General features: G+C 73.5%; 21 protein-coding genes and 1 tRNA gene. 6 read left to right on the plus strand and 16 right to left on the minus strand.

The annotated features are described in order from the left end of the window. The 3 genes from ACFW1I_RS04590 to ACFW1I_RS04600 all read right to left on the minus strand — a co-directional run. The coding region (locus tag ACFW1I_RS04590; RefSeq protein WP_384666001.1) for a hypothetical protein at positions 1-672 on the minus strand (672 nt) is incomplete at its 3' end. 82 nt (positions 673-754) lie between these two features. Beyond that, complete coding sequence (locus ACFW1I_RS04595; protein WP_384666003.1) at positions 755-2,164, minus strand: amidase; 1,410 nt, start codon at positions 2,162-2,164, stop codon at positions 755-757. Between the two features lie 115 nt (positions 2,165-2,279). Beyond that, on the minus strand, positions 2,280-3,344 hold the full coding sequence (locus tag ACFW1I_RS04600; protein ID WP_384666005.1) for a chitinase: 1,065 nt from the start codon (positions 3,342-3,344) through the stop codon (positions 2,280-2,282). A 365-nt stretch (positions 3,345-3,709) separates the two neighbouring features. On the opposite strand from ACFW1I_RS04600, the gene ACFW1I_RS04605 reads away from it, so the two are divergent. From ACFW1I_RS04605 to ACFW1I_RS04615, 3 genes are all read left to right on the plus strand, one after another. Further along, positions 3,710-4,225, plus strand: a complete 516-nt coding sequence (locus tag ACFW1I_RS04605; protein ID WP_384666007.1) for a toxin-antitoxin system HicB family antitoxin — start codon at positions 3,710-3,712, stop codon at positions 4,223-4,225. An 85-nt stretch (positions 4,226-4,310) separates the two neighbouring features. Further along, positions 4,311-5,153 (plus strand): DUF4097 domain-containing protein, encoded by an 843-nt coding sequence (locus tag ACFW1I_RS04610; RefSeq protein WP_384666009.1) that lies wholly within the window; start codon positions 4,311-4,313, stop codon positions 5,151-5,153. 150 nt (positions 5,154-5,303) lie between these two features. After that, a complete protein-coding gene (locus ACFW1I_RS04615; protein WP_384666011.1) occupies positions 5,304-5,780 on the plus strand; it encodes an SAM-dependent methyltransferase in 477 nt (158 codons plus the stop codon). A gap of 70 nt (positions 5,781-5,850) precedes the next feature. Here the strand turns inward: ACFW1I_RS04615 and ACFW1I_RS04620 are convergent. The 4 genes from ACFW1I_RS04620 to ACFW1I_RS04635 form a co-directional block, all read right to left on the minus strand. Beyond that, positions 5,851-5,935: transfer RNA gene (locus tag ACFW1I_RS04620), tRNA-Ser, on the minus strand. Positions 5,936-6,002: 67 nt separating this feature from the next. Continuing rightward, on the minus strand, positions 6,003-6,431 hold the full coding sequence (gene tadA, locus ACFW1I_RS04625) for a tRNA adenosine(34) deaminase TadA (RefSeq protein WP_319011759.1): 429 nt from the start codon (positions 6,429-6,431) through the stop codon (positions 6,003-6,005). Positions 6,432-6,478: 47 nt separating this feature from the next. Continuing rightward, positions 6,479-7,015 carry a hypothetical protein gene (locus tag ACFW1I_RS04630; RefSeq protein WP_384666013.1) on the minus strand — a complete coding sequence of 179 codons (537 nt, stop codon included), beginning with the start codon at positions 7,013-7,015 and terminating at the stop codon, positions 6,479-6,481. A 198-nt stretch (positions 7,016-7,213) separates the two neighbouring features. Next, positions 7,214-7,432, minus strand: a complete 219-nt coding sequence (locus ACFW1I_RS04635; protein ID WP_360315803.1) for a hypothetical protein — start codon at positions 7,430-7,432, stop codon at positions 7,214-7,216. Between the two features lie 92 nt (positions 7,433-7,524). On the opposite strand from ACFW1I_RS04635, the gene upp reads away from it, so the two are divergent. Then, positions 7,525-8,160 (plus strand): uracil phosphoribosyltransferase, encoded by a 636-nt coding sequence (gene upp / locus ACFW1I_RS04640; RefSeq protein ID WP_031003326.1) that lies wholly within the window; start codon positions 7,525-7,527, stop codon positions 8,158-8,160. Between the two features lie 13 nt (positions 8,161-8,173). Here upp and ACFW1I_RS04645 read toward each other — a convergent pair whose 3' ends face one another. Both ACFW1I_RS04645 and ACFW1I_RS04650 read right to left on the minus strand, forming a co-directional pair. Then, a complete protein-coding gene (locus tag ACFW1I_RS04645; RefSeq protein ID WP_384666016.1) occupies positions 8,174-8,800 on the minus strand; it encodes a LytR C-terminal domain-containing protein in 627 nt (208 codons plus the stop codon). 124 nt (positions 8,801-8,924) lie between these two features. Beyond that, complete coding sequence (locus ACFW1I_RS04650) at positions 8,925-9,221, minus strand: type II toxin-antitoxin system VapB family antitoxin (protein WP_003999914.1); 297 nt, start codon at positions 9,219-9,221, stop codon at positions 8,925-8,927. Positions 9,222-9,317: 96 nt separating this feature from the next. Here ACFW1I_RS04650 and ACFW1I_RS04655 point away from each other — a divergent pair, with 96 nt between their 5' ends. After that, positions 9,318-11,000, plus strand: a complete 1,683-nt coding sequence (locus ACFW1I_RS04655; RefSeq protein ID WP_384666017.1) for a helicase HerA-like domain-containing protein — start codon at positions 9,318-9,320, stop codon at positions 10,998-11,000. A 13-nt stretch (positions 11,001-11,013) separates the two neighbouring features. On the opposite strand, the gene ACFW1I_RS04660 is transcribed toward ACFW1I_RS04655, so the two are convergent. The 5 genes from ACFW1I_RS04660 to ACFW1I_RS04680 all read right to left on the minus strand — a co-directional run bounded on the left by ACFW1I_RS04660 (position 11,014) and on the right by ACFW1I_RS04680 (position 15,594). Continuing rightward, a complete protein-coding gene (locus ACFW1I_RS04660; RefSeq protein WP_384666019.1) occupies positions 11,014-12,561 on the minus strand; it encodes a M28 family metallopeptidase in 1,548 nt (515 codons plus the stop codon). Between the two features lie 115 nt (positions 12,562-12,676). After that, positions 12,677-13,297 (minus strand): HhH-GPD-type base excision DNA repair protein, encoded by a 621-nt coding sequence (locus tag ACFW1I_RS04665; RefSeq protein ID WP_384666020.1) that lies wholly within the window; start codon positions 13,295-13,297, stop codon positions 12,677-12,679. Positions 13,298-13,348: 51 nt separating this feature from the next. After that, positions 13,349-14,293 (minus strand): prolyl aminopeptidase, encoded by a 945-nt coding sequence (gene pip, locus ACFW1I_RS04670; RefSeq protein WP_384666022.1) that lies wholly within the window; start codon positions 14,291-14,293, stop codon positions 13,349-13,351. A 10-nt stretch (positions 14,294-14,303) separates the two neighbouring features. After that, positions 14,304-14,876 (minus strand): RBBP9/YdeN family alpha/beta hydrolase, encoded by a 573-nt coding sequence (locus tag ACFW1I_RS04675; RefSeq protein WP_384666024.1) that lies wholly within the window; start codon positions 14,874-14,876, stop codon positions 14,304-14,306. 67 nt (positions 14,877-14,943) lie between these two features. Then, on the minus strand, positions 14,944-15,594 hold the full coding sequence (locus ACFW1I_RS04680) for a TetR/AcrR family transcriptional regulator (protein WP_384666025.1): 651 nt from the start codon (positions 15,592-15,594) through the stop codon (positions 14,944-14,946). A 168-nt stretch (positions 15,595-15,762) separates the two neighbouring features. Between ACFW1I_RS04680 and wrbA the strand changes: the two genes are divergently transcribed. After that, a complete protein-coding gene (gene wrbA, locus ACFW1I_RS04685) occupies positions 15,763-16,371 on the plus strand; it encodes an NAD(P)H:quinone oxidoreductase (RefSeq protein ID WP_384666027.1) in 609 nt (202 codons plus the stop codon). 58 nt (positions 16,372-16,429) lie between these two features. Here the strand turns inward: wrbA and ACFW1I_RS04690 are convergent, their stop codons facing one another. Further along, positions 16,430-16,861, minus strand: a complete 432-nt coding sequence (locus ACFW1I_RS04690) for a DUF6153 family protein (RefSeq protein WP_384666029.1) — start codon at positions 16,859-16,861, stop codon at positions 16,430-16,432. Between the two features lie 52 nt (positions 16,862-16,913). Then, positions 16,914-17,258, minus strand: coding sequence for a tetratricopeptide repeat protein (locus tag ACFW1I_RS04695; RefSeq protein WP_383627193.1), 345 nt, complete (start codon positions 17,256-17,258; stop codon positions 16,914-16,916). Positions 17,259-17,354: the final 96 nt, after the last annotated feature.

The raw sequence follows: 17,354 nt of genomic DNA on the forward strand, positions 1-17,354 counted from the left end.
CGCCGCGGCCAGGGCCCCCTCCTGGGCGGCGCCCGGGTCGGGCGCGCGGCGGGGCCGGGCGGCCCGGGCCGCCGCCGCGGTCGCGTCCGCCTGCGCCGCTGCTTCCGCCGCCGTCGCTTCCGCCTCCGCCGCAGCTACCGCTTCTTCGGCCTTCACCGGGGCGGCCGGGGGCCGGGCGGTCAGGGTCTCGGGCGGGACGGCGGGGAAGCCGACGGCCGTCTCCGGCATCGCGGCGAGCCGCCCCTTCGCCCACGGGCCGGCGACGTCGGGGTGGGCGAGGACGGCGTGCAGGATCCGCTCGACGTCGCCGAGCACCGTGTCGCCCACGGGCTGACCGGCCTCCTCCGCGAGACCGGCGGTGGTCCGGACGAGCGCGGCGACGAGCCGGTGCTGCTGCCGGCTCGCCTCCCGCAGCCGCTCGCCGTCGAGCGTCCGGTGGGCCTCGCGCAGCGCCTCGCCCAGGGCGAGGAACCGCTCGGCCTCCTCAGGCCGTTCGCGGGCGAGCAGGTTCGCCGCCCAGACGGCGAGCGGCGGCCGCCGCAGCGCCGCGATCGCCTTCGCGGCGGCCGGGTCCTTCGCCCGGCGCGCCTCGGCCACGTACGCGTCCCTGGCCGCCGTGAACTCGGACGGCCGCAGCCCGTACAGCTCGTCGGTGACCTGCTCGACATCCATGGGCCCACTCTGCTGGGCCGGGCCCGCGGGGCCGGGGCGAACCTCCGTCGGTCGTCCCGCCGTCACCCGCTCGATGTCATCGTCAGGCGTCCTGGACGCGGCGGAAGGGCCGCTCGGCCTCCAGGGCGAACGCGGCCTCCAGGAGGGTGCGTTCGCTGCCCGGACGGCCGGAGAGCAGGACGCCGATCGGCAGGCCGTCGGCCGTGGTGCGGGCGCTCGGCAGGGAGAGCGACGGGGTGCCCACCACGTTGTCGACCGGGGTGTAGGCGACGTACTCCAGGATCCGCTCGACCAGGACGGGGTAGGGAACATCCGGCGCGAGGTGCCCGAGCGGGGGTGTGGTGCGGGCGAGGACCGGGGTGAGGACGAGGTCGAGGCCGCGCAGCGCCGCCGCGTACGCCACCTTGGTCCGGCGCAGCCGGCGGATGACGCCCGGGGTGTCGCGCCAGTGCTTCACGTACTCCTCGCGCAGGCCGCGGCTGAGCCCGTCCATGCGGTGCCGGTCGAAGTCGGCGCCGAAGGTGCGGCCGGTGGCGCCGAGGAGGAAGGAGAGCATCCCCCAGTAGGTGAGGAAGTCCCCGGTGAAGCGGGGGTCGATGTCCATGGTGACGGGTTCGACGGTGTGGCCGAGGCCCCGGAGGGTGGCGACGGTGTCGGTGACGGCGGCGCGGGTGTCGTCGTCGCACCGGGTGCCGTTGGGCGAGTCGAGCAGGTAGCCGATGCGCAGCCGTCGGTCGGAGGGTCCTTCGACGAGGCCGACCGGCGGCAGCTTCGGGTTGCGGTGGTGGCGTTCGGCGGCGGCGAGGAAGGCGGCGGAGTCGCGGACCGTGCGGGTGACGACGCCGTCGACGACCAGGTCGACCGGCAGGTGCCGGCTCTGGTCGTTGGGGACGACACGGCCCCTGGTGGGCTTGAGGCCGACGAGTCCGCAGGCGGCGGCGGGGATGCGGATGGAGCCGCCGCCGTCGTTGGCGTGGGCGAGGGGGACGGCGCCGGCGGCGACGAGCGCCGCGGCGCCGCCGGAGGAGCCGCCCGCGGAGTGGCCGGTGTGCCAGGGGTTGCGGGCCGGTTCGGCGGACTCGTACTCGGTGGTCGGGCTGAAGCCGAACTCGGGCAGCCGGGTCTTGCCGAGGACGGTGACGCCGGTGCTGAGGAGCTGCCGGACGAAGGGCGCGTGCCGGCGGGCCGGCCGGGGCGTGAAGGCGGCGCTGCCGTGGCCGGTGGGCAGGCCCGCGTAGTCGGTGTTGTCCTTGACCAGGGTCGGGACGCCCGCGAAGGCGCCGCCGGAGCCGCCGCCGAGGGCCGGGGGGTCGAGCGGGATCTGCACCGCGTGGAGCTCCGCCACCGCCCGGAGCCGGTCCGCCGCGTCCCTGGCCAACTCGGCGGGGCTCACCTCGCCCCGCCGGACGGCCTGCGCCAGGCCGACGGCGTCGTGCTCCCCGAGGGAGTCGTCGCGGAAGGCGTGCACCGTGGTCCGCTTCTCGATCGTCACCGCTGCCTCAGCCCCCGGGTCGGTCGTCGATGGATACCGCCATCATGGCGTACCCACGGGTAACACGCGAGGGCCGGGCGCGGGTGGAACGGGGGCGGAACGGGGGCCGGGGGCCCTAACGGCCCTGGAGCCGCTTGACGTTGTCGCCGAAGGTCCAGTTCTTCGACCCGTCCCAGTTCGCCGACCAGGTCATCAGGCCCTTGAGGCGCCCGCCGTAGTGGTTCCACGCCTGGGCGACGAGGGAGGGCGTCATGTAGCCGCCGCCGGCGCCCGGCTGGGCCGGAAGTCCGGGGACCTGCTTGTCGTACGGGACGCGGACGGTGGTGCCCTGGATGACCAGGCCGCGGTCGAGGCAGTCGGTCTGGGCGGTGAAGCCGGCGACGGTTCCGGCGGAGTACGAGTCGCCGGAGCAGCCGTACATGCTGCCGTTGTAGTACTGCATGTTGAGCCACCACAGGCGCCCGTTGTCGGCGTACTTCTTGACGATCGGGAGGTACGCGCCCCAGATCGAGCCGTAGGCGACGCTGCCGCCGGTGACGTAGGCGGTCTCGGGGGCCATGGTGAGGCCGAAGCCGGCGGGCATGCGGGCGAGGACGCCGTCGATGATGCGGATCAGGTTGGCCTGGGAGGCGGACAGGGTGGTGATGCTGCCGCTGCCGACGAGTCCGGTCTCGATGTCGATGTCGATGCCGTCGAAGTTGTACTTCTGGAGGATCGGGACGATCGTCGCGACGAACCGGTCGGCGACGGCCTGGGAGCTGAGGTCGATCCCGGCGGCGGCGCCGCCGATGGACATGAGGAGGGTGGCGCCGGCGGCCTTGGCGCGGCACATCTCGGCCGGGGTGGAGACGCGGACGGTGCTGTCCATGCCGTCCTCCCACAGCACGGTGCCGTCCGAGCGGATCACGGGGAAGGCGGCGTTGATGACGTTGTACCCGTGGGCGGCGAGCCGGGGGTCGTCGATGGGCACCCAGCCGAAGGGCGGGTGGACGCCGTTGGCGGCGCCGTCCCAGTTCTCCCAGTAGCCCTGGAGCACCTTGCCGGTGGGGCGGGGCTTGAGGGCACAGGTGTCGGCGGTGGTGGCCGTGCCGGCGGCATGGGCGGGGGCGAGGGTGGCGAGCAGGGCGGCGAGGGCGCTCGCGCCCGCTCCGAGGGCGCGGACGATCCGTGAGCCTGGCATGCGTGCTCCTTGGGACGTGGGGGGTCGTTCCGGGGCATGGCGCGCGCTCCAGCAGACCGTAGATTGGTCCAGACCTTCCGTCAACCACCCGGGGAGGGGAGGGAGTTGAGGCGATCGATGCCCATCCCGGATGGCGCCGACCGGCACCGCCCGGCACCCGCCGACGCCAGCCGGCCCCATCCGACACCCACCCGCCCCGCCCGGCACCGCTCGGCACCACCTGGCGCCACAGGGCACCACTCCGGCACCACGTGGCATCACATGGCGCCACCCAGTGCCACCCGTGGCACCATCTGGCGCCGTTTGGTGCCGCATGGCACCACCAGAGGTTGCACATGGCGCCATGATGGTGCCATGATGACGTCATGGACCTCACCCCGTACGTCGACAGCCTCCGCCGCGAACTCGCGGTGGCCGCCGAAGCCGGTGGCGACGAAGCGCGCGACCTGGCCGAGCGGCTCACCGCCCCCTTGGAGTCGGCGACCCGTCTGACCATGCTCAACGTGCTCTCCGCCGCCATGGACGAGATCACCCGTGAGCTCGCCCCCGGCTCGGTCGACGTACGGCTGCGCGGGCTCGACCCCGACTTCGTGGTGACGCTGCCGCCCACCGACAGCGCCGCCCCCGTGGAGCCGGCCGCGCCCGCCGAGCCCCTCCCGGTCCCGGCCGCCGAGGGCGACGAGGGCGGCACCGCCCGCGTCAACCTGCGCCTGCCGGCCCACCTCAAGGCCCGCGCCGAGGAGGCCGCCGCCCGCGAGGGCCTGTCGGTCAACGCCTGGCTGGTACGGGCCGTGTCGACGGCGGTCGCCGGCGGCACCGCCCCGCGTACCCCGGAGAAGACCCGCACCACCGGACAGAGCATCACGGGCTGGGTCCGCTGACCCTCGCGGCCCGCCCGCACCACGCCTCCCCACCACGGCCCCCACCTGCGGGGACGACCCGACGACCCAAGAGGACGGGACAGCCATGCCTTCTTTCGACACTCCCGCACCGATCTCCGTCACCGCCTACCTGTACGCCGGCTCGCTCCAGTTCACCGCGCGCGACCGCCCCGACACCGTCGTCGAGGTCCGGCCGCGCAACGCCAAGAAGGACCTGGACGCCCGGGCGGCCGAACAGACCGAGGTCACGTACCTCCGGGGCGTCCTCACCCTCAAGACCCCCAAGGCCAATCTGCTCGGGCGCGGCGGCGTCGTGGACGTGACGGTGGAACTGCCCACGGGCTCCGCCGTCGACGTGACCAGCACCGCGGCCGCCCTGCTCGGCGAGGGCCGGCTCGGCGAGACCCGCGTGAAGATCGCGGCCGGTGACGTCCGGCTCGACACCACCGGCCCGCTGACGCTGAACGCCGCGCACGGCTCGACCAGCGTCGACCGGATCGAGGGCGCGGCCGACCTGACCACCAGCAGCGGCAATCTGCGCGTCGGTACGATCACCGGCCCCGCCGTCCTGAAGAACTCGCACGGCAGCACGATCGTCGACACCGTCACGGGCGAGCTGCGGATGAGCGGCGCCAACGGCGCCATCGAGATCATGCGCGCCGGCCAGGACGTCACCGGCACCTCGACCAACGGCAGCCTGCGCGTCGCCGAGGTCTCCCGCGGCGAGGTCCAGCTGGAGACGTCCAACGGCTCCATCGAGGTCGGCGTCCGCGAGGGCACCGCCGCCTGGCTCGACGTCAGCTCCCAGCGCGGCCAGGTCCGCAACGCACTCACCGCGTCCGGGGCCCCCGAGGAGTCCGAGGAGACGGTCAGGATCCGCGCGCGCAGCAACTGGGGCAACATCGACATCCGCCGCGCCCGCGCCTGACGCGCCTCTCCCCTCCCCTCCCCTCCCCTCCGTCCTTCTCTCCGCCCCGGGAGGGCCCGCGCGCGCCCTCTCCTTCGTACGACGCCACGTCACCCACCGTCCGGCGTACGGTGTTCCGTGATCGTCTCCGTCTCACGAAAGGCGCAGCGCATGTCCGAGAGCACTCCCGCGGGGATCGTGTCGGATCCGGTCGGCCGGGTGGTCGGCGGCCGGGCGGAGGTCCGGGACGACGAGTGGGGCGGGGTGGCGGCGGTGATCCGGCTGGACGACCGGTTCGCGCCGGAGGCCCTGGCCGGCCTGGACTCCTTCTCGCACGTCGAGGTCGTCTACCACTTCGACCGGGTGCCGGTGGAGAAGGTGGAGACCGGCGCCCGCCATCCGCGCGGCAACACCGACTGGCCCCTCGTCGGCATCTTCGCCCAGCGCGGCAAGAACCGCCCCAACCGGCTCGGCGTCTCCCGCTGCCGGCTGCTGCGCGTCGACGGCCGTGACGTCCACGTGGAGGGCCTGGACGCGGTCGACGGCACCCCGGTGCTCGACATCAAGCCCTACATGGCCGAGTTCGGCCCGCGCGGCGCCACCAGCCAGCCGGAGTGGGCCACCGAGATCATGCGCGCGTACTACTGACGCCCACGCACCGCGGCGGGCATGCAGAACGCCCCTCCCGCCAGTTGCCTGGCGGAAGGGGCGTCATCAGCGGTAGCGGAGGGATTTGAACCCTCGGTGACTTGCGCCACACTCGCTTTCGAGGCGAGCTCCTTCGGCCGCTCGGACACGCTACCGAGAGAGAGCTTAGCCCAAACCGGCCCAGCGAAGAAATCCGTATCCCCGCGCAGGTCACGGCGGGGGTCAGCGGGTGCGGAAGAAGCCGGTGAGCTGCTCGGCGCACGCGTCCCCGAGGACGCCCCTGACGACCTCCGGGCGGTGGTTGAGCCGGCGGTCGCGGACCAGGTCCCAGAGGGAGCCGGCGGCGCCCGCCTTCTCGTCGTCGGCGCCGTAGACGACCCGTTCGACCCGCGACTGGACCAGGGCGCCCGCGCACATCACGCAGGGCTCCAGGGTCACCACGAGGGTGCAGCCGGTCAGCCGCCACTCGCCGGTGGCGGCGGCGGCCCGGCGCAGCGCCAGGACCTCCGCGTGGGCCGTCGGATCGCCGGTCGCCTCCCGCTCGTTGTGGCCGCGGGAGAGGACGTCGCCGGCGGGGGAGAGCACGACCGCGCCGACCGGTACGTCACCGGCCGGCACGGCCGCCGCCGCCTCGGCGAGGGCGAGGCGCATGGCGTCCCGCCAGAGCTCCGGCACGGGGCCGGGTACCGCGGACTGCACTAGCGGACGGCCTCCAGGATGTCGGAGGCGCCGATGGCGTCGGCGATCTCCCCGAGGGCGTCCTCGGTCACGGCGAGCAGGGTCCGCTCCGGCATGCCGAGGTCGGCGAGGATCCGGCCCTCGCCGAGCGGCCCGGCCGGCGCGATGCCGGCGCTGCCCGCGGCGGCGTCCTCGTCCTCGTCGGACGCGTGCTCCGGCTCACCGTCCTCGGTGCCGTCCAGGTTCACCAGTTCGTCGAGCTCGCTGTCCGGGTCGTCGTCGCCGAGCAGTTCCGAGGTGAGGATCTCCCCGTACGAGGAGCGGGCCGCGGCCGCCGCGTCGGAGACGTAGACCCGCGGGTCGTCCTCCCCGTCGACGCGGACGATGCCGAACCACGCGTCCTCCTGCTCGATGAAGACGAGGACGGTCTCTCCCTCGTCGGCCGCCGCCTCACGGGCCAGATCGGCCAGGTCCGCCAGCGTCTCCACGTCGTCGAGCTCCGTATCGCTCGCTTCCCACCCGTCTTCGGTGCGCGCGAGCAGTGCGGCGAAGTACACCTGACTCTCCCACTGATCAGAGGTGTGATGATCCGGCGGCGCGCTCCTGAGCCCCGCCCAATCGGCATCGTGACAGAAACGACGGCCTCAGGAGAGGTCTTCGGCTCTTGCGTCGTGCATCAGTCTGAACCACACCGCGTTCGGGTGGGCGTACGACCCCGGCGCGCGGAGGGGGCGCATCGGCCGTGGCCGGGCCCCTCACCAACGGAAGGTGCGCATGCGCATGGCCTGTCTCATCCGGGCCGCCCGGGCGCGGCGCGGCTGCACCCGGTCGCGCAGCGCCTTCGCCTCGCCGAGCTCGCGGAGGAACTGGGCGCGGCGCCTGCGGCGCTCCGCGTCGGTCTCCGGCTGTGTCTCCGGCTCCCGGGGCTCCGTGTCGCCCCGGACCTGGCCGGATGTGTTCTTCGGGTCGGGCATCGGCCACACCACCCCATCGCTGGGTCCCTGTGCTCCCACCTTGCCGCAGCGGCGTGGGTCGGTGCCAGTGCGCGGCGGGCTACTGTTGAGTCATGCGTCTCCACGTCGTCGATCACCCGCTGGTCGCCCACAAGCTCACCACCCTGCGCGACAAGCGCACGGACTCCCCGACCTTCCGCCGGCTCGCCGACGAGCTGGTCACCCTGCTCGCCTACGAGGCGACCCGGGACGTGCGGACCGAGCAGGTCGACATCGAGACCCCCGTCACGCCGACGACCGGCGTGAAGCTGTCGTACCCGCGTCCGCTGGTGGTCCCGATCCTGCGCGCCGGGCTCGGCATGCTGGACGGCATGGTGCGGCTGCTCCCGACGGCCGAGGTCGGCTTCCTGGGCATGATCCGGAACGAGGAGACGCTGGAGGCGTCGACCTACGCCACCCGGATGCCGGAGGACCTCTCGGGCCGCCAGGTGTACGTGCTGGACCCGATGCTGGCGACCGGCGGCACGCTGGTCGCGGCGATCCAGGAGCTGATCCGGCGCGGCGCCGACGACGTGACGGCCGTGGTGCTGCTCGCCGCCCCGGAGGGCGTCGAGGTCATGGAGCGCGAGCTCGCGGGCACGCCGGTGACGGTCGTGACGGCCTCCGTCGACGAGCGGCTCAACGAGCACGGCTACATCGTCCCGGGCCTGGGCGACGCCGGCGACCGCATGTACGGCGCCGCCGAGTAGGTCCCGGAAGGGGTCAGCAGCGGGCCGGCGCGGGCTTGGGCTTGTTCAGGGCCGCCAGCGCCGCGTCCGCCGTCGCCTTGGGCGACAGGGTCTTGAAGGCCGTACCGATGATCAGGTCGACGTCCGCCGTGGTGCGGGCGTCGACCTTCGTCGTGGTGCCCGCGAGCTGGGTGCCGAGGACGGCGAAGGCGCCCTTGGCGGCGGCGGGCGCGCCGAGCAGCAGCCCGGAGCCCTTCACCTTCTTGTCGTAGGCGGCGGGCGCGTTGCCGATCCTGCCGATGACGAAGCCGCGCTTCTTCAGCTCGTCGGCGGTGGTCTTGGCGAGTCCGCTGCGCGGGGTCGCGTTGTAGACGTTCACCGTGACCTGGGCGGGCTTCGGCGGCTTGGCGGCGGCCGCGCTGGGGGTGGGCGCGGGCTTGCAGTCGGTCTGCTTGCCGGCGGTGGTCTTCTTCGTCCCGTCGTCGCCGGAGAAGACGTCGACGAGCTGGAGCGTGCCCCAGCCGGCCGCGCCGAGCACGACCACCGCGGCGGCGGAGGCCAGGACGATCCTGCGTCGGCGGTGGGGTCGGCGCATGCGCGGGTAGACATCCCCCGTGATGCGGTACTTTCCGCCCATGCCGGGGGGAGTGAGCATGCTCATGGGCGCAGCGTAATGCCGCCTGTGCGCGATGCCTACTTGATGATCATGTGATCGCGGCCGGATGGGCGCGAACTGCCCCCGAAAGGATCAGCGCCCGGCGCCGTCCGGCGGGGTCGCCGGGGCGTCAGTCCAGTTCCAGCACGCGGGCGTGGAGCACCTGGCGCTGCTGGAGGGCCGCGCGGACGGCGCGGTGCAGTCCGTCCTCGAGGTACAGGTCGCCCTGCCACTTCACGACGTGCGCGAAGAGGTCGCCGTAGAAGGTGGAGTCCTCTGCGAGCAGGGTCTCCAGGTCCAGCTGGCCCTTGGTGGTGACGAGCTGGTCGAGGCGGACCGGGCGCGGGGCGACGTCCGCCCACTGCCGGGTGCTTTCCCGGCCGTGGTCGGGATACGGCCGGCCGTTTCCGATGCGCTTGAAGATCACACGGAAAGCCTACCGGGCGAGCGGCTCCCGGCGCAGCCACGCGGAACCGATGGGATGCTGGTGCAGACCGTGACATAAGCGACATTGGGGTGCCGCATGAGCGAGCCGGAGCAGCAGCCGACGACCCCGGAGCCGCCGGTTTCCGCGCCCGCGCCGGAAGCACCCGCGCCGGAAGCACCCGCGCCCGCGGACCCCGCGCCGGAGACGTCCGCCGCGCTCCCCGGTCCGGTCGCGGAGATCGCCGCCGGGTACGCCGTCGAGGGCGCCGCGCTCGATCTGGGGGCCGTGCTGTGGGACGGGGTCTGCCACCGGGACGCGGCGGTACGGATCCCGCTGTCCGTCCTCAACCGGCACGGTCTCGTCGCGGGCGCCACCGGCACCGGCAAGACCAAGACCCTCCAGCTGATCGCCGAACAGCTCTCCGCCCACGGTGTCCCGGTCTTCCTCGCCGACGTCAAGGGCGACGTCTCCGGCGTCTCCGCCCCCGGCGAGGACGGCGAGAAGGTCCGGGAGCGGGCCGCGCAGACCGGCCAGGAGTGGACCCCCACCGGCTTCCCCTGCGCGTTCTACGGCCTCGGCGGCACCGGCCCCGGCATCCCCGTCCGCGCCACCGTCACCGGCTTCGGCCCGGTGCTGCTCTCCAAGGTGCTCCAGCTGAACCGGACCCAGGAGCAGTCCCTCGGGCTGATCTTCCACTACGCCGACGCCAAGGGCCTGGAGCTGGTGGACCTGAAGGACCTGCGGGCGGTGGTCGCCTTCCTCGTCTCGGACGTGGGCAAGCCCGAACTGAAGGGGATCGGCGGCCTGTCGACGGTCACCGCCGGGGTGATCCTGCGCGCCCTGACCGCCTTCGAGCAGCAGGGCGCGGGCGACTTCTTCGGGGAGCCGGAGTTCGACACCTCGGAGTTCCTGCGGACCGCCGAGGACGGGCGGGGGATCGTCTCGGTCCTGGAGCTGCCGTCGGTGCAGGAGCAGCCGCAGCTCTTCTCGACCTTCCTGATGTGGCTGCTCGCGGACCTCTTCCACGACCTGCCGGAGGTCGGCGACCCGGAGAAGCCGAAGCTGGTCTTCTTCTTCGACGAGGCCCATCTCCTCTTCAAGGGGGCCTCGAAGGCGTTCCTGGAGTCGATCACGCAGACGGTCCGGCTGATCCGCTCCAAGGGCGTCGGCGTCTTCTTCGTGACCCAGACCCCGAAGGACGTGCCGGCGGACGTCCTCGCCCAGCTCGGCAACCGGGTGCAGCACGCGCTGCGCGCCTTCACCCCGGACGACGCCAAGGCCCTGAAGGCGACGGTGCGGACCTTCCCCGATTCGGCGTACGACCTGGAGGAGGTGCTGACCTCGCTCGGCACGGGCGAGGCGGTGGTCACCGTACTGAGCGAGCGGGGCGCGCCGACCCCGGTGGCGGCGACCCGGCTGCGGGCGCCGCAGTCGCTGATGGGGCCGATCGACGCGGCCGCGCTGGAGGCGGCGGTGAAGGGCTCGCCGCTGTACGAGCGGTACGCGCGGGCGGTGGACCGGGAGTCGGCGTACGAGCGCCTGTCGGCGGACGAGGCGGCCCGTGCGGTGGAGGAGGCCCGTACGGCGGAGGCCGAGGCGGCGGAGAAGGCCGCTCGGGAGGCCGCGAAGACGGAGGCGAGGGCCCCCCGTGAGGAGCCCTCGCTCGTCGAACAGGTCGTCGGCAGCGGGATGTTCAGGTCCCTCGCCCGGTCGATCGGCACCCAGCTGGGCCGGGAGATCAGCCGCTCGGTCTTCGGGACGGCCCGCCGCCGGAGGTGAGCCGGCGGGCGGTCTACTCGGTGACCTCGTGGTGGTCGTCGTGCAGGCCGCCGCCGCTGCCCGCGTCGCCCTCGGTCGGGACCGAGACGACCGGCTTGCGCAGCGAGGAGATGTCGTGGGCGTAGGTGCCGACGGCGTTGGCGATGACATCGATGTTGATGTCGAACGCCTTCCGGTCGATGTTGTCGATGTCGTCGCCCGCGGCGTGGTAGTTCACGTCGTAGGCGACCCCGGCCTCACCGCCGAACTTGGCGGCCTGCGCGGGGGTCTTGATGCCCTCGGCGCCGGTGAAGGTGCCGCCGGAGGGGATGCCGACCTCGATGAACGGGCCGTAGTCGGAGCGGCCGGTGAAGTCGGTGCCCTCGTGCGGGTGGCCCTGCTTGTCCATGAAGTCGGTGATGTCGCGCTCCAGCTGGGCGGAGCCCTCGGGGCCGGCGCCCTCGCCGACGTTGTCCGAGTTGTCGCCGTCGTACACGAACAGGCCGTAGTTCGGCGAGGCGATCATGTCGAAGTTGAGGTAGAGCTTGATCTCCTTCTTGTCGAGCTCCGTCAGGTTGGCGACGTAGTGCTCGGAGCCGAGGAGGCCGTTCTCCTCCGCGGACCACCAGGCGAAGCGGACCTTGTTGCGGACCTTGGCCTTCGACTCGGCGAGCTCCAGGGCGGTCTGGAGGAGGCCGGCGGAGCCGGAGCCGTTGTCGTTGATGCCGGGGCCGGCGGTGACGGAGTCGAGGTGCGAGCCGAGCATCACGGTGTTGGCGGCGTTGCCGCCGCGGGTCTCCGCGATGACGTTGTTGGTGGTGCGCTTCTCCTGGAACTCGCGGATCTCGAAGGAGAGGTTCACCGGGCCCTTGGCGAGGTCGGCGACGAGCTGCTCGCCCTCGGCCAGGGTGATGCCGCCGGTCGGGACGGCGCCGGAGGCCACGTCGCCGAGGGTGCCGGAGAGGACGCCCGCGACGTTGTTGTAGACGATGGCGCCGACCGCGCCGGCCGCGCCCGCGTTCTGCTGCTTGATGGCGAAGCTGCAGCCGCCGCGCTTGATCAGGGCGATCTTGCCGGTGAAGGTGCCGGAGGCGAAGTCGCCCGGCTCACAGCCGGTGGTGGCGTCGACCGGGACGGCGGCCAGCTCGGCGGTGATGCCGCCGACCGGGGTGGACTTGGTGTACGTCATCGCCTGGATGTCGAGCGCGCGGGGCGCGTCGCCGAGGACGGACGCCTTCTCGGCGAGGGTCTCGGTGTACATGAAGTCGAACTTCTCGTACGAGACGTCGTAGCCGGCCTTCTTGAGCTGTGTGTACACGTACGCGGCGGAGGCGTCGTGCCCGAGGGTGCCGGCCGCGCGGTGGCCGCCGGCCGAGTCGGCTATCGCCTGGAACTTCTGCAGGTGCTTGAAGGCGTCCTGGCCGGTGGTCTCCCGGACCAGCTTCTTCGCCAGCTTCGCCGCGTCCCGGGCGGGCGCGGCGGCGGGGTCCTTGACGGCGGTGGCCGGCGAGGCGAGGACCAGGGGGGCGGCGAGGGCGGCCGCGGCGAGGATGGCCGCGGCGCGACGCTGCGATGCGTTCACAGAAGTCCTTCCCGAGGGGGACGAGGTTGAGGGGAAGTTAGCCACCTTGGGGGCCTTCTGTGAACACGTTCGGCACAATTCCTGTCACGTTGAACAGGATTGACATCTGGAATTCTCAATTCCCGGATGGTTTGCCGTCCTTGGCGGATTTCGCCGCTTTCGCCGCTTTGGCGGCGGCCTTCATCTCCTGCTTGTGGGCGCGGACCTTGGCGAGCGATTCCGGCCCGGTGATGTCGGCGGCCGAGCGGTGGGCGCCCCGCTCGCCGTACGGGCCCGCGGCCTCCCGCCAGCCCTCCGGCCGGACGCCGTACTGCTTGCCGAGGAGGGCGAGGAAGATCTGCGCCTTCTGCTTCCCGAAGCCGGGCAGGTCCTGGAGCCGGGCGAGCAGCTCCTGGCCGGTGGCGGCGGTCCGCCAGACGGCCTCGGCGTCGCCGTCGTACTCCTCGACGAGGTACGCGCACAGCTGCTGGATCCGCTGGGCCATCGAGCCCGGATAGCGGTGCACGGCCGGCTTCTCGGAGAGCAGCGCGGCGAACGCCTCGGGGTCCGCCGCGGCGATCTCGTGCGCGTCCAGGTCGTCCCGCCCCAGACGGCCGGCGATCGTGTACGGGCCGGAGAAGGCCCATTCCATCGGGACCTGCTGGTCCAGCAGCATGCCGACGAGCGCGGCGAGCGGGGACCGGCCGAGGAGCGCGTCGGCCTCGGGCTGCTGGGCGAGGTGGATCTCGGGGCTCATGCTCCGATGATCCCGCCGGGCGGGCGCCGCCGCCCGGTGGAATCACCCGGCTCAGGTGTCCGCGAAGCGCTCCAGGGCCTCGACGACCAGCCGCCGGGTCTCGTCCCCGCCGAGGTGCCCGGCCTGCTCCACCACGTGGAGCTCGGCGTCCGGCCAGGCCCGGGCGAGCTCCCAGGCGGTGACGAGCGGCCCGCCCATGTCGGCCCGCCCGTGGACCAGCACGCCGGGGATGCCGGCCAGCCGGTGCGCGTCCCTGATCAGGGCGCCCTCCTCCAGGAAGGCGCCGTGGGCGAAGTAGTGGGAGCAGATCCGGACGAAGCCGAGCCGGGTGTCGTCCACCCGGTCGGTGTACGGGGTCCCCATGCCCTCCCCGGACAGGACGGCGTCCTCCCAGGCGCACCAGTCGGCCGCCGCCTTCTCCCGGACGGCCCGGTCGGGGTGGTTCAGCAGGGCCGCGTAGGCCCCCACCAGGTCCTCCGCGTGGTCCGCCCCGGCCCGGAACCGCTCGTGGGCCTCGGGGAAGTAGCGGGCGACGCCCTCGTACAGCCAGGCCGTCTCGGAGCGGCGGGTGGTGGTGACCGCGCAGAGGACGATCTCGCTGACCCGCTCCGGGTGCGCCTCCGCGTACGCCAGGATCAGCGTCGAGCCCCAGGAGCCGCCGTACAGCAGCCAGCGGTCGACGCCCAGGTGGACGCGGAGCCGCTCCATGTCGGCCACCAGGTGGGCGGTGGTGTTCACGGAGAGGTCGGCGGCCGGGTCGCTCGCGTGCGGGAGGGAGCGTCCGCAGCCGCGCTGGTCGAACTGGACGACCCGGTACTTCTCCGGGTCGAAGAGCCGGGGCGCGGTCGGGGAGGACCCGGAGCCCGGCCCGCCGTGGACGACGAGCGCGGGCTTGCCCGCCGGACTGCCGTGGACCTCGTAGTGGACGCGGTTGCCGTCCCCGACGTCGAGCAGGCCGGATTCGTACGGGACGGGGCGCGGGGTCTCGGATCGCATCCGGCCGACGCTACTCGGTGCCGGTGATCCGGGTCTCCGGGTTTTCGCACCAGCGCAGCACGGCCGGCCACGGCCCGAGCCCGCTGTCGGGGTTGAGGTGGCCGCCGCCCGGGACGAGGTCCGTGTCGAGGCCGAGCGGGGTGCCGTAGTGACGGCCGGCGCCCTCGGGGCAGTACGCGTCGCCGTCCCCGTGCACGAGCCGGGCCCGTACGCCCTCCTCGGCGAGGTCGAGGCCGTCGGCGAAGGCGGCGATCTCCGGGATGCCGGCGGTGACGCCGGGGGAGGGCGGGGCGACGAGCAGCACCCGGTCGGCGTCCGGCCGGCGGGCGCCCGCCCGCAGCCAGAGCAGCACGGCGAGGCTGTGCGCGAGGACGACGAACTCGCCCTCGGCCGGGCGCTTCCCGTGCTCCTCCAGGGCGTCCAGCCAGTCGCCGAGGACGGGCGCGTCCGGCGCGGGCAGCTGCGGGTAGCGCACCTCGTGGCCGCGGGCCCGCAGCTCGCCGGCGAGCCAGTGCTGCCAGTGGCCGGCGGGCCGGTGGTTCTGGAAGCCGTGCAGGACGAGGAAGGTCTTCGGTGCGGTCATGGGCCGCATCGTGGGGCGCCGCCGGGGCCGTGGTCCAGGGCGTTCCGAGGAGTGGACGTCCGGCCGCTCAGGCCCGGAGCGCCAGCAGCTCCCGCACGCCCGCCTTGATCCGCTCCGCCGGGAGCGCCTGCTCCACCGCGAGGTGGTGCAGCAGGTCCGGCGCGAAGGGCGCGAGGACGAGATGGGCGAGGAGGGCGGCGTCGGCGCCGGGCCGCAGCCGGGAGACCAGCATCGCCGTGTGCGTGTGCATGAGCTGGTAGGCGCCGCTGTGGTAGCGGGCGCGGGGCGCGGCGGAGTGGGCGGCGAGCAGGAGGGCGCGCTGCTCGGCGACCCGGTCGACGAGCGCGTCGAGGAAGGCTTCGAGCCGTTCCTCGGCGGGGGCGCCGGGGCCGAGCGGCGGCGGGCCGCTCATGTACGCCTCCTGGAACTGGCGCTCGCGGTCGTCCAGGAGCGCCCAGAGCAGCTGCGAGACGTCCCCGAAGCGGCGGTAGACGGTGCCGACGCCGATGCCGCTGGCGTGGGCGACCTGGTTCATGGTGACCGCGTCGGGGCCCTTCTCGGCGACGATCCGGTTGGCGGCGTCGAGGATCCGGCGCCGGTTGCGGGCGGCGTCCGCGCGCTCGGGGGCAGGGGCCGGACCGGTGCCGGGCGCGGTCGGGAGCAGGGTGAGCAGCGGTGCGGGCCCGTCGCCGGTCCCCGGTGTCCTCGTGCTGCTCATCGGCCTGCCCTGCCCTTCGTCGCGCCCCCGCCCGTCGGTGTCCTGTGCTTCGAGCATACCCGCCCCGCTTGCCATCCGGATTGTTATCCGCTTAAGCTCGGAGGAGTTAACCGGATACTGATCCGCTTGAGTTCCGCCTTGAGTGTCGTGCACAGCGAGGAGCCCGTCATGTCCGTGAAGGTCGCCGTCGTCTACTACTCGTCCACCGGTGCCGTGCACCAGCTCGCCCAGGCCGTCGCCGAGGGCGCCGAGAAGGCCGGCGCCGAGGTGCGCCTCCGCCGCGTCCCCGAGCTGGCCCCGGACGCCGCGATCGACGCCAACCCGGCCTGGCGCGCCCACGTCGACGCCACCACCGACGTCGAGGTCGCCACCCTCGACGACCTGGAGTGGGCGGACGCGTACGCGCTCGGCTCGCCGACCCGCTTCGGCAACGTGGCGGCCCAGCTCAAGCAGTTCGTCGACACCACCGGCGGCCTGTGGCAGCGCGGCGTCATGGCGGACAAGCCCGCCACCGCCTTCACCAGCGCCCACAACGTCCACGGCGGCAACGAGTCCACGCTGCTCGCCCTCTACAACACCTTCCACCACTGGGGCTCGGTCATCGTCTCCCCCGGCTTCACCGACCCGGCCGTCTATGCCGCCGGCGGCAACCCGTACGGCACCGCGCACCCCGGCGCCAACGGCGCCCCCGCCGAGAACGTCCTGGCCGCCGCCCGCTACCAGGGCACCCGCCTCGCCACCATCGCCAAGCGCCTGAAGGGCCTCGCGGTCGACTGACGCATCCCGGGCACGGGGCTCAGCGGCCTCCCCGCCCCCCGCGCCGCGGGGGTACGGCCTAGATCCGCAGGACGGACAGCCGGGCGAGGTCGGGCGGCCGGCGCGGCGGGGCGTGCGGCCGAAGAGCGGGCGCGAGCCGCGCGAGGAGGAGGACGAGCCAGTCGGGGCGGCGGCCGAGCGCGGCCCGGACGAGACCGGCGAGCAGCCAGGCGCCCAGGACGGCCACGCAGAGCGTGGTCATGTCCATCCCGGAACCGGGCGCGTGCCCCTCGTCCTGCGGGGCGGCCCCGTGAGCACTACCGCTGTCCGCCGCGTGCGCTCCGGCCCCCGCACCCGTGCCGGCGGCCGTCGCGTGGGACGCCGACGACGCCCCCTCGGGGTGCCCCACGGAGTGCATCATGAACACGCCGAGCGCGAGCACGACGACGAGCAGGAGGTGCGCGAGGGCACCTCCTGCTCGTCCGCCGTGGCGCGGCCGGGGTGTGGGCATGATCAGGACCTCCTGGGCCCCGACCATACCGTGCCGGGGTATCAGATCCGCGTCAGGACGGCAGCTCGCCGCTCATCGCCGCGGCCATCCGCAGGTGCGGGGCGGCCTCGTCCGCGCGGCCCTGGCGCTCCAGCGTGCGGCCGAGCATCAGCCGCGCGTAGTGCTCCACCGGGTCGCGCTCCAGGATGGCCCGCAGCTCGGTCTCGGCGAGCCGCAGCTGGGCGGAGTGGTAGTAGGCGCGGGCGAGCAGCAGCCGCTGGGCCGTCTGGTCCGGGTGCTCGGCGACGAGGCCGCGCAGGATGCGGACGGCGGTCTGGTACTCCTTCGCGTCGAAGAACAGCTGCGCGCGACTCCAGCGGTCCGCGGCCGTTCCGAACTCGTAGTACGTGTCGCTCACTTGCTCTCCCTGTTCCGGGGTGCCGGATCTGCCACCCTGTGGGGTGGCACGCCCTCGTCAACACCGAAGAGTAGTTGAACATTCCACCATCGGATT

The sequence above is a fragment of the Streptomyces sp. NPDC058955 genome (assembly GCF_042741435.1).
In the GTDB taxonomy this organism is placed as follows: domain Bacteria; phylum Actinomycetota; class Actinomycetes; order Streptomycetales; family Streptomycetaceae; genus Streptomyces.

Excerpts from the sequence above, each read along its gene's own strand:
- ACFW1I_RS04600 (WP_384666005.1), bottom strand. The coding sequence starts at position 3,344 with ATGCCAGGCTCACGGATCGTCCGCGCCCTCGGAGCGGGCGCGAGCGCC.
- ACFW1I_RS04605 (WP_384666007.1), top strand. The coding sequence starts at position 3,710 with ATGGACCTCACCCCGTACGTCGACAGCCTCCGCCGCGAACTCGCGGTG.
- ACFW1I_RS04610 (WP_384666009.1), top strand. The coding sequence starts at position 4,311 with ATGCCTTCTTTCGACACTCCCGCACCGATCTCCGTCACCGCCTACCTG.
- ACFW1I_RS04615 (WP_384666011.1), top strand. The coding sequence starts at position 5,304 with ATGTCCGAGAGCACTCCCGCGGGGATCGTGTCGGATCCGGTCGGCCGG.
- tadA (WP_319011759.1), bottom strand. The coding sequence starts at position 6,431 with ATGCGCCTCGCCCTCGCCGAGGCGGCGGCGGCCGTGCCGGCCGGTGAC.
- ACFW1I_RS04635 (WP_360315803.1), bottom strand. The coding sequence starts at position 7,432 with ATGCCCGACCCGAAGAACACATCCGGCCAGGTCCGGGGCGACACGGAG.
- upp (WP_031003326.1), top strand. The coding sequence starts at position 7,525 with ATGCGTCTCCACGTCGTCGATCACCCGCTGGTCGCCCACAAGCTCACC.
- ACFW1I_RS04645 (WP_384666016.1), bottom strand. The coding sequence starts at position 8,800 with ATGAGCATGCTCACTCCCCCCGGCATGGGCGGAAAGTACCGCATCACG.
- ACFW1I_RS04655 (WP_384666017.1), top strand. The coding sequence starts at position 9,318 with ATGAGCGAGCCGGAGCAGCAGCCGACGACCCCGGAGCCGCCGGTTTCC.
- ACFW1I_RS04665 (WP_384666020.1), bottom strand. The coding sequence starts at position 13,297 with ATGAGCCCCGAGATCCACCTCGCCCAGCAGCCCGAGGCCGACGCGCTC.
- pip (WP_384666022.1), bottom strand. The coding sequence starts at position 14,293 with ATGCGATCCGAGACCCCGCGCCCCGTCCCGTACGAATCCGGCCTGCTC.
- ACFW1I_RS04675 (WP_384666024.1), bottom strand. The coding sequence starts at position 14,876 with ATGACCGCACCGAAGACCTTCCTCGTCCTGCACGGCTTCCAGAACCAC.
- ACFW1I_RS04680 (WP_384666025.1), bottom strand. The coding sequence starts at position 15,594 with ATGAGCAGCACGAGGACACCGGGGACCGGCGACGGGCCCGCACCGCTG.
- wrbA (WP_384666027.1), top strand. The coding sequence starts at position 15,763 with ATGTCCGTGAAGGTCGCCGTCGTCTACTACTCGTCCACCGGTGCCGTG.
- ACFW1I_RS04690 (WP_384666029.1), bottom strand. The coding sequence starts at position 16,861 with ATGCCCACACCCCGGCCGCGCCACGGCGGACGAGCAGGAGGTGCCCTC.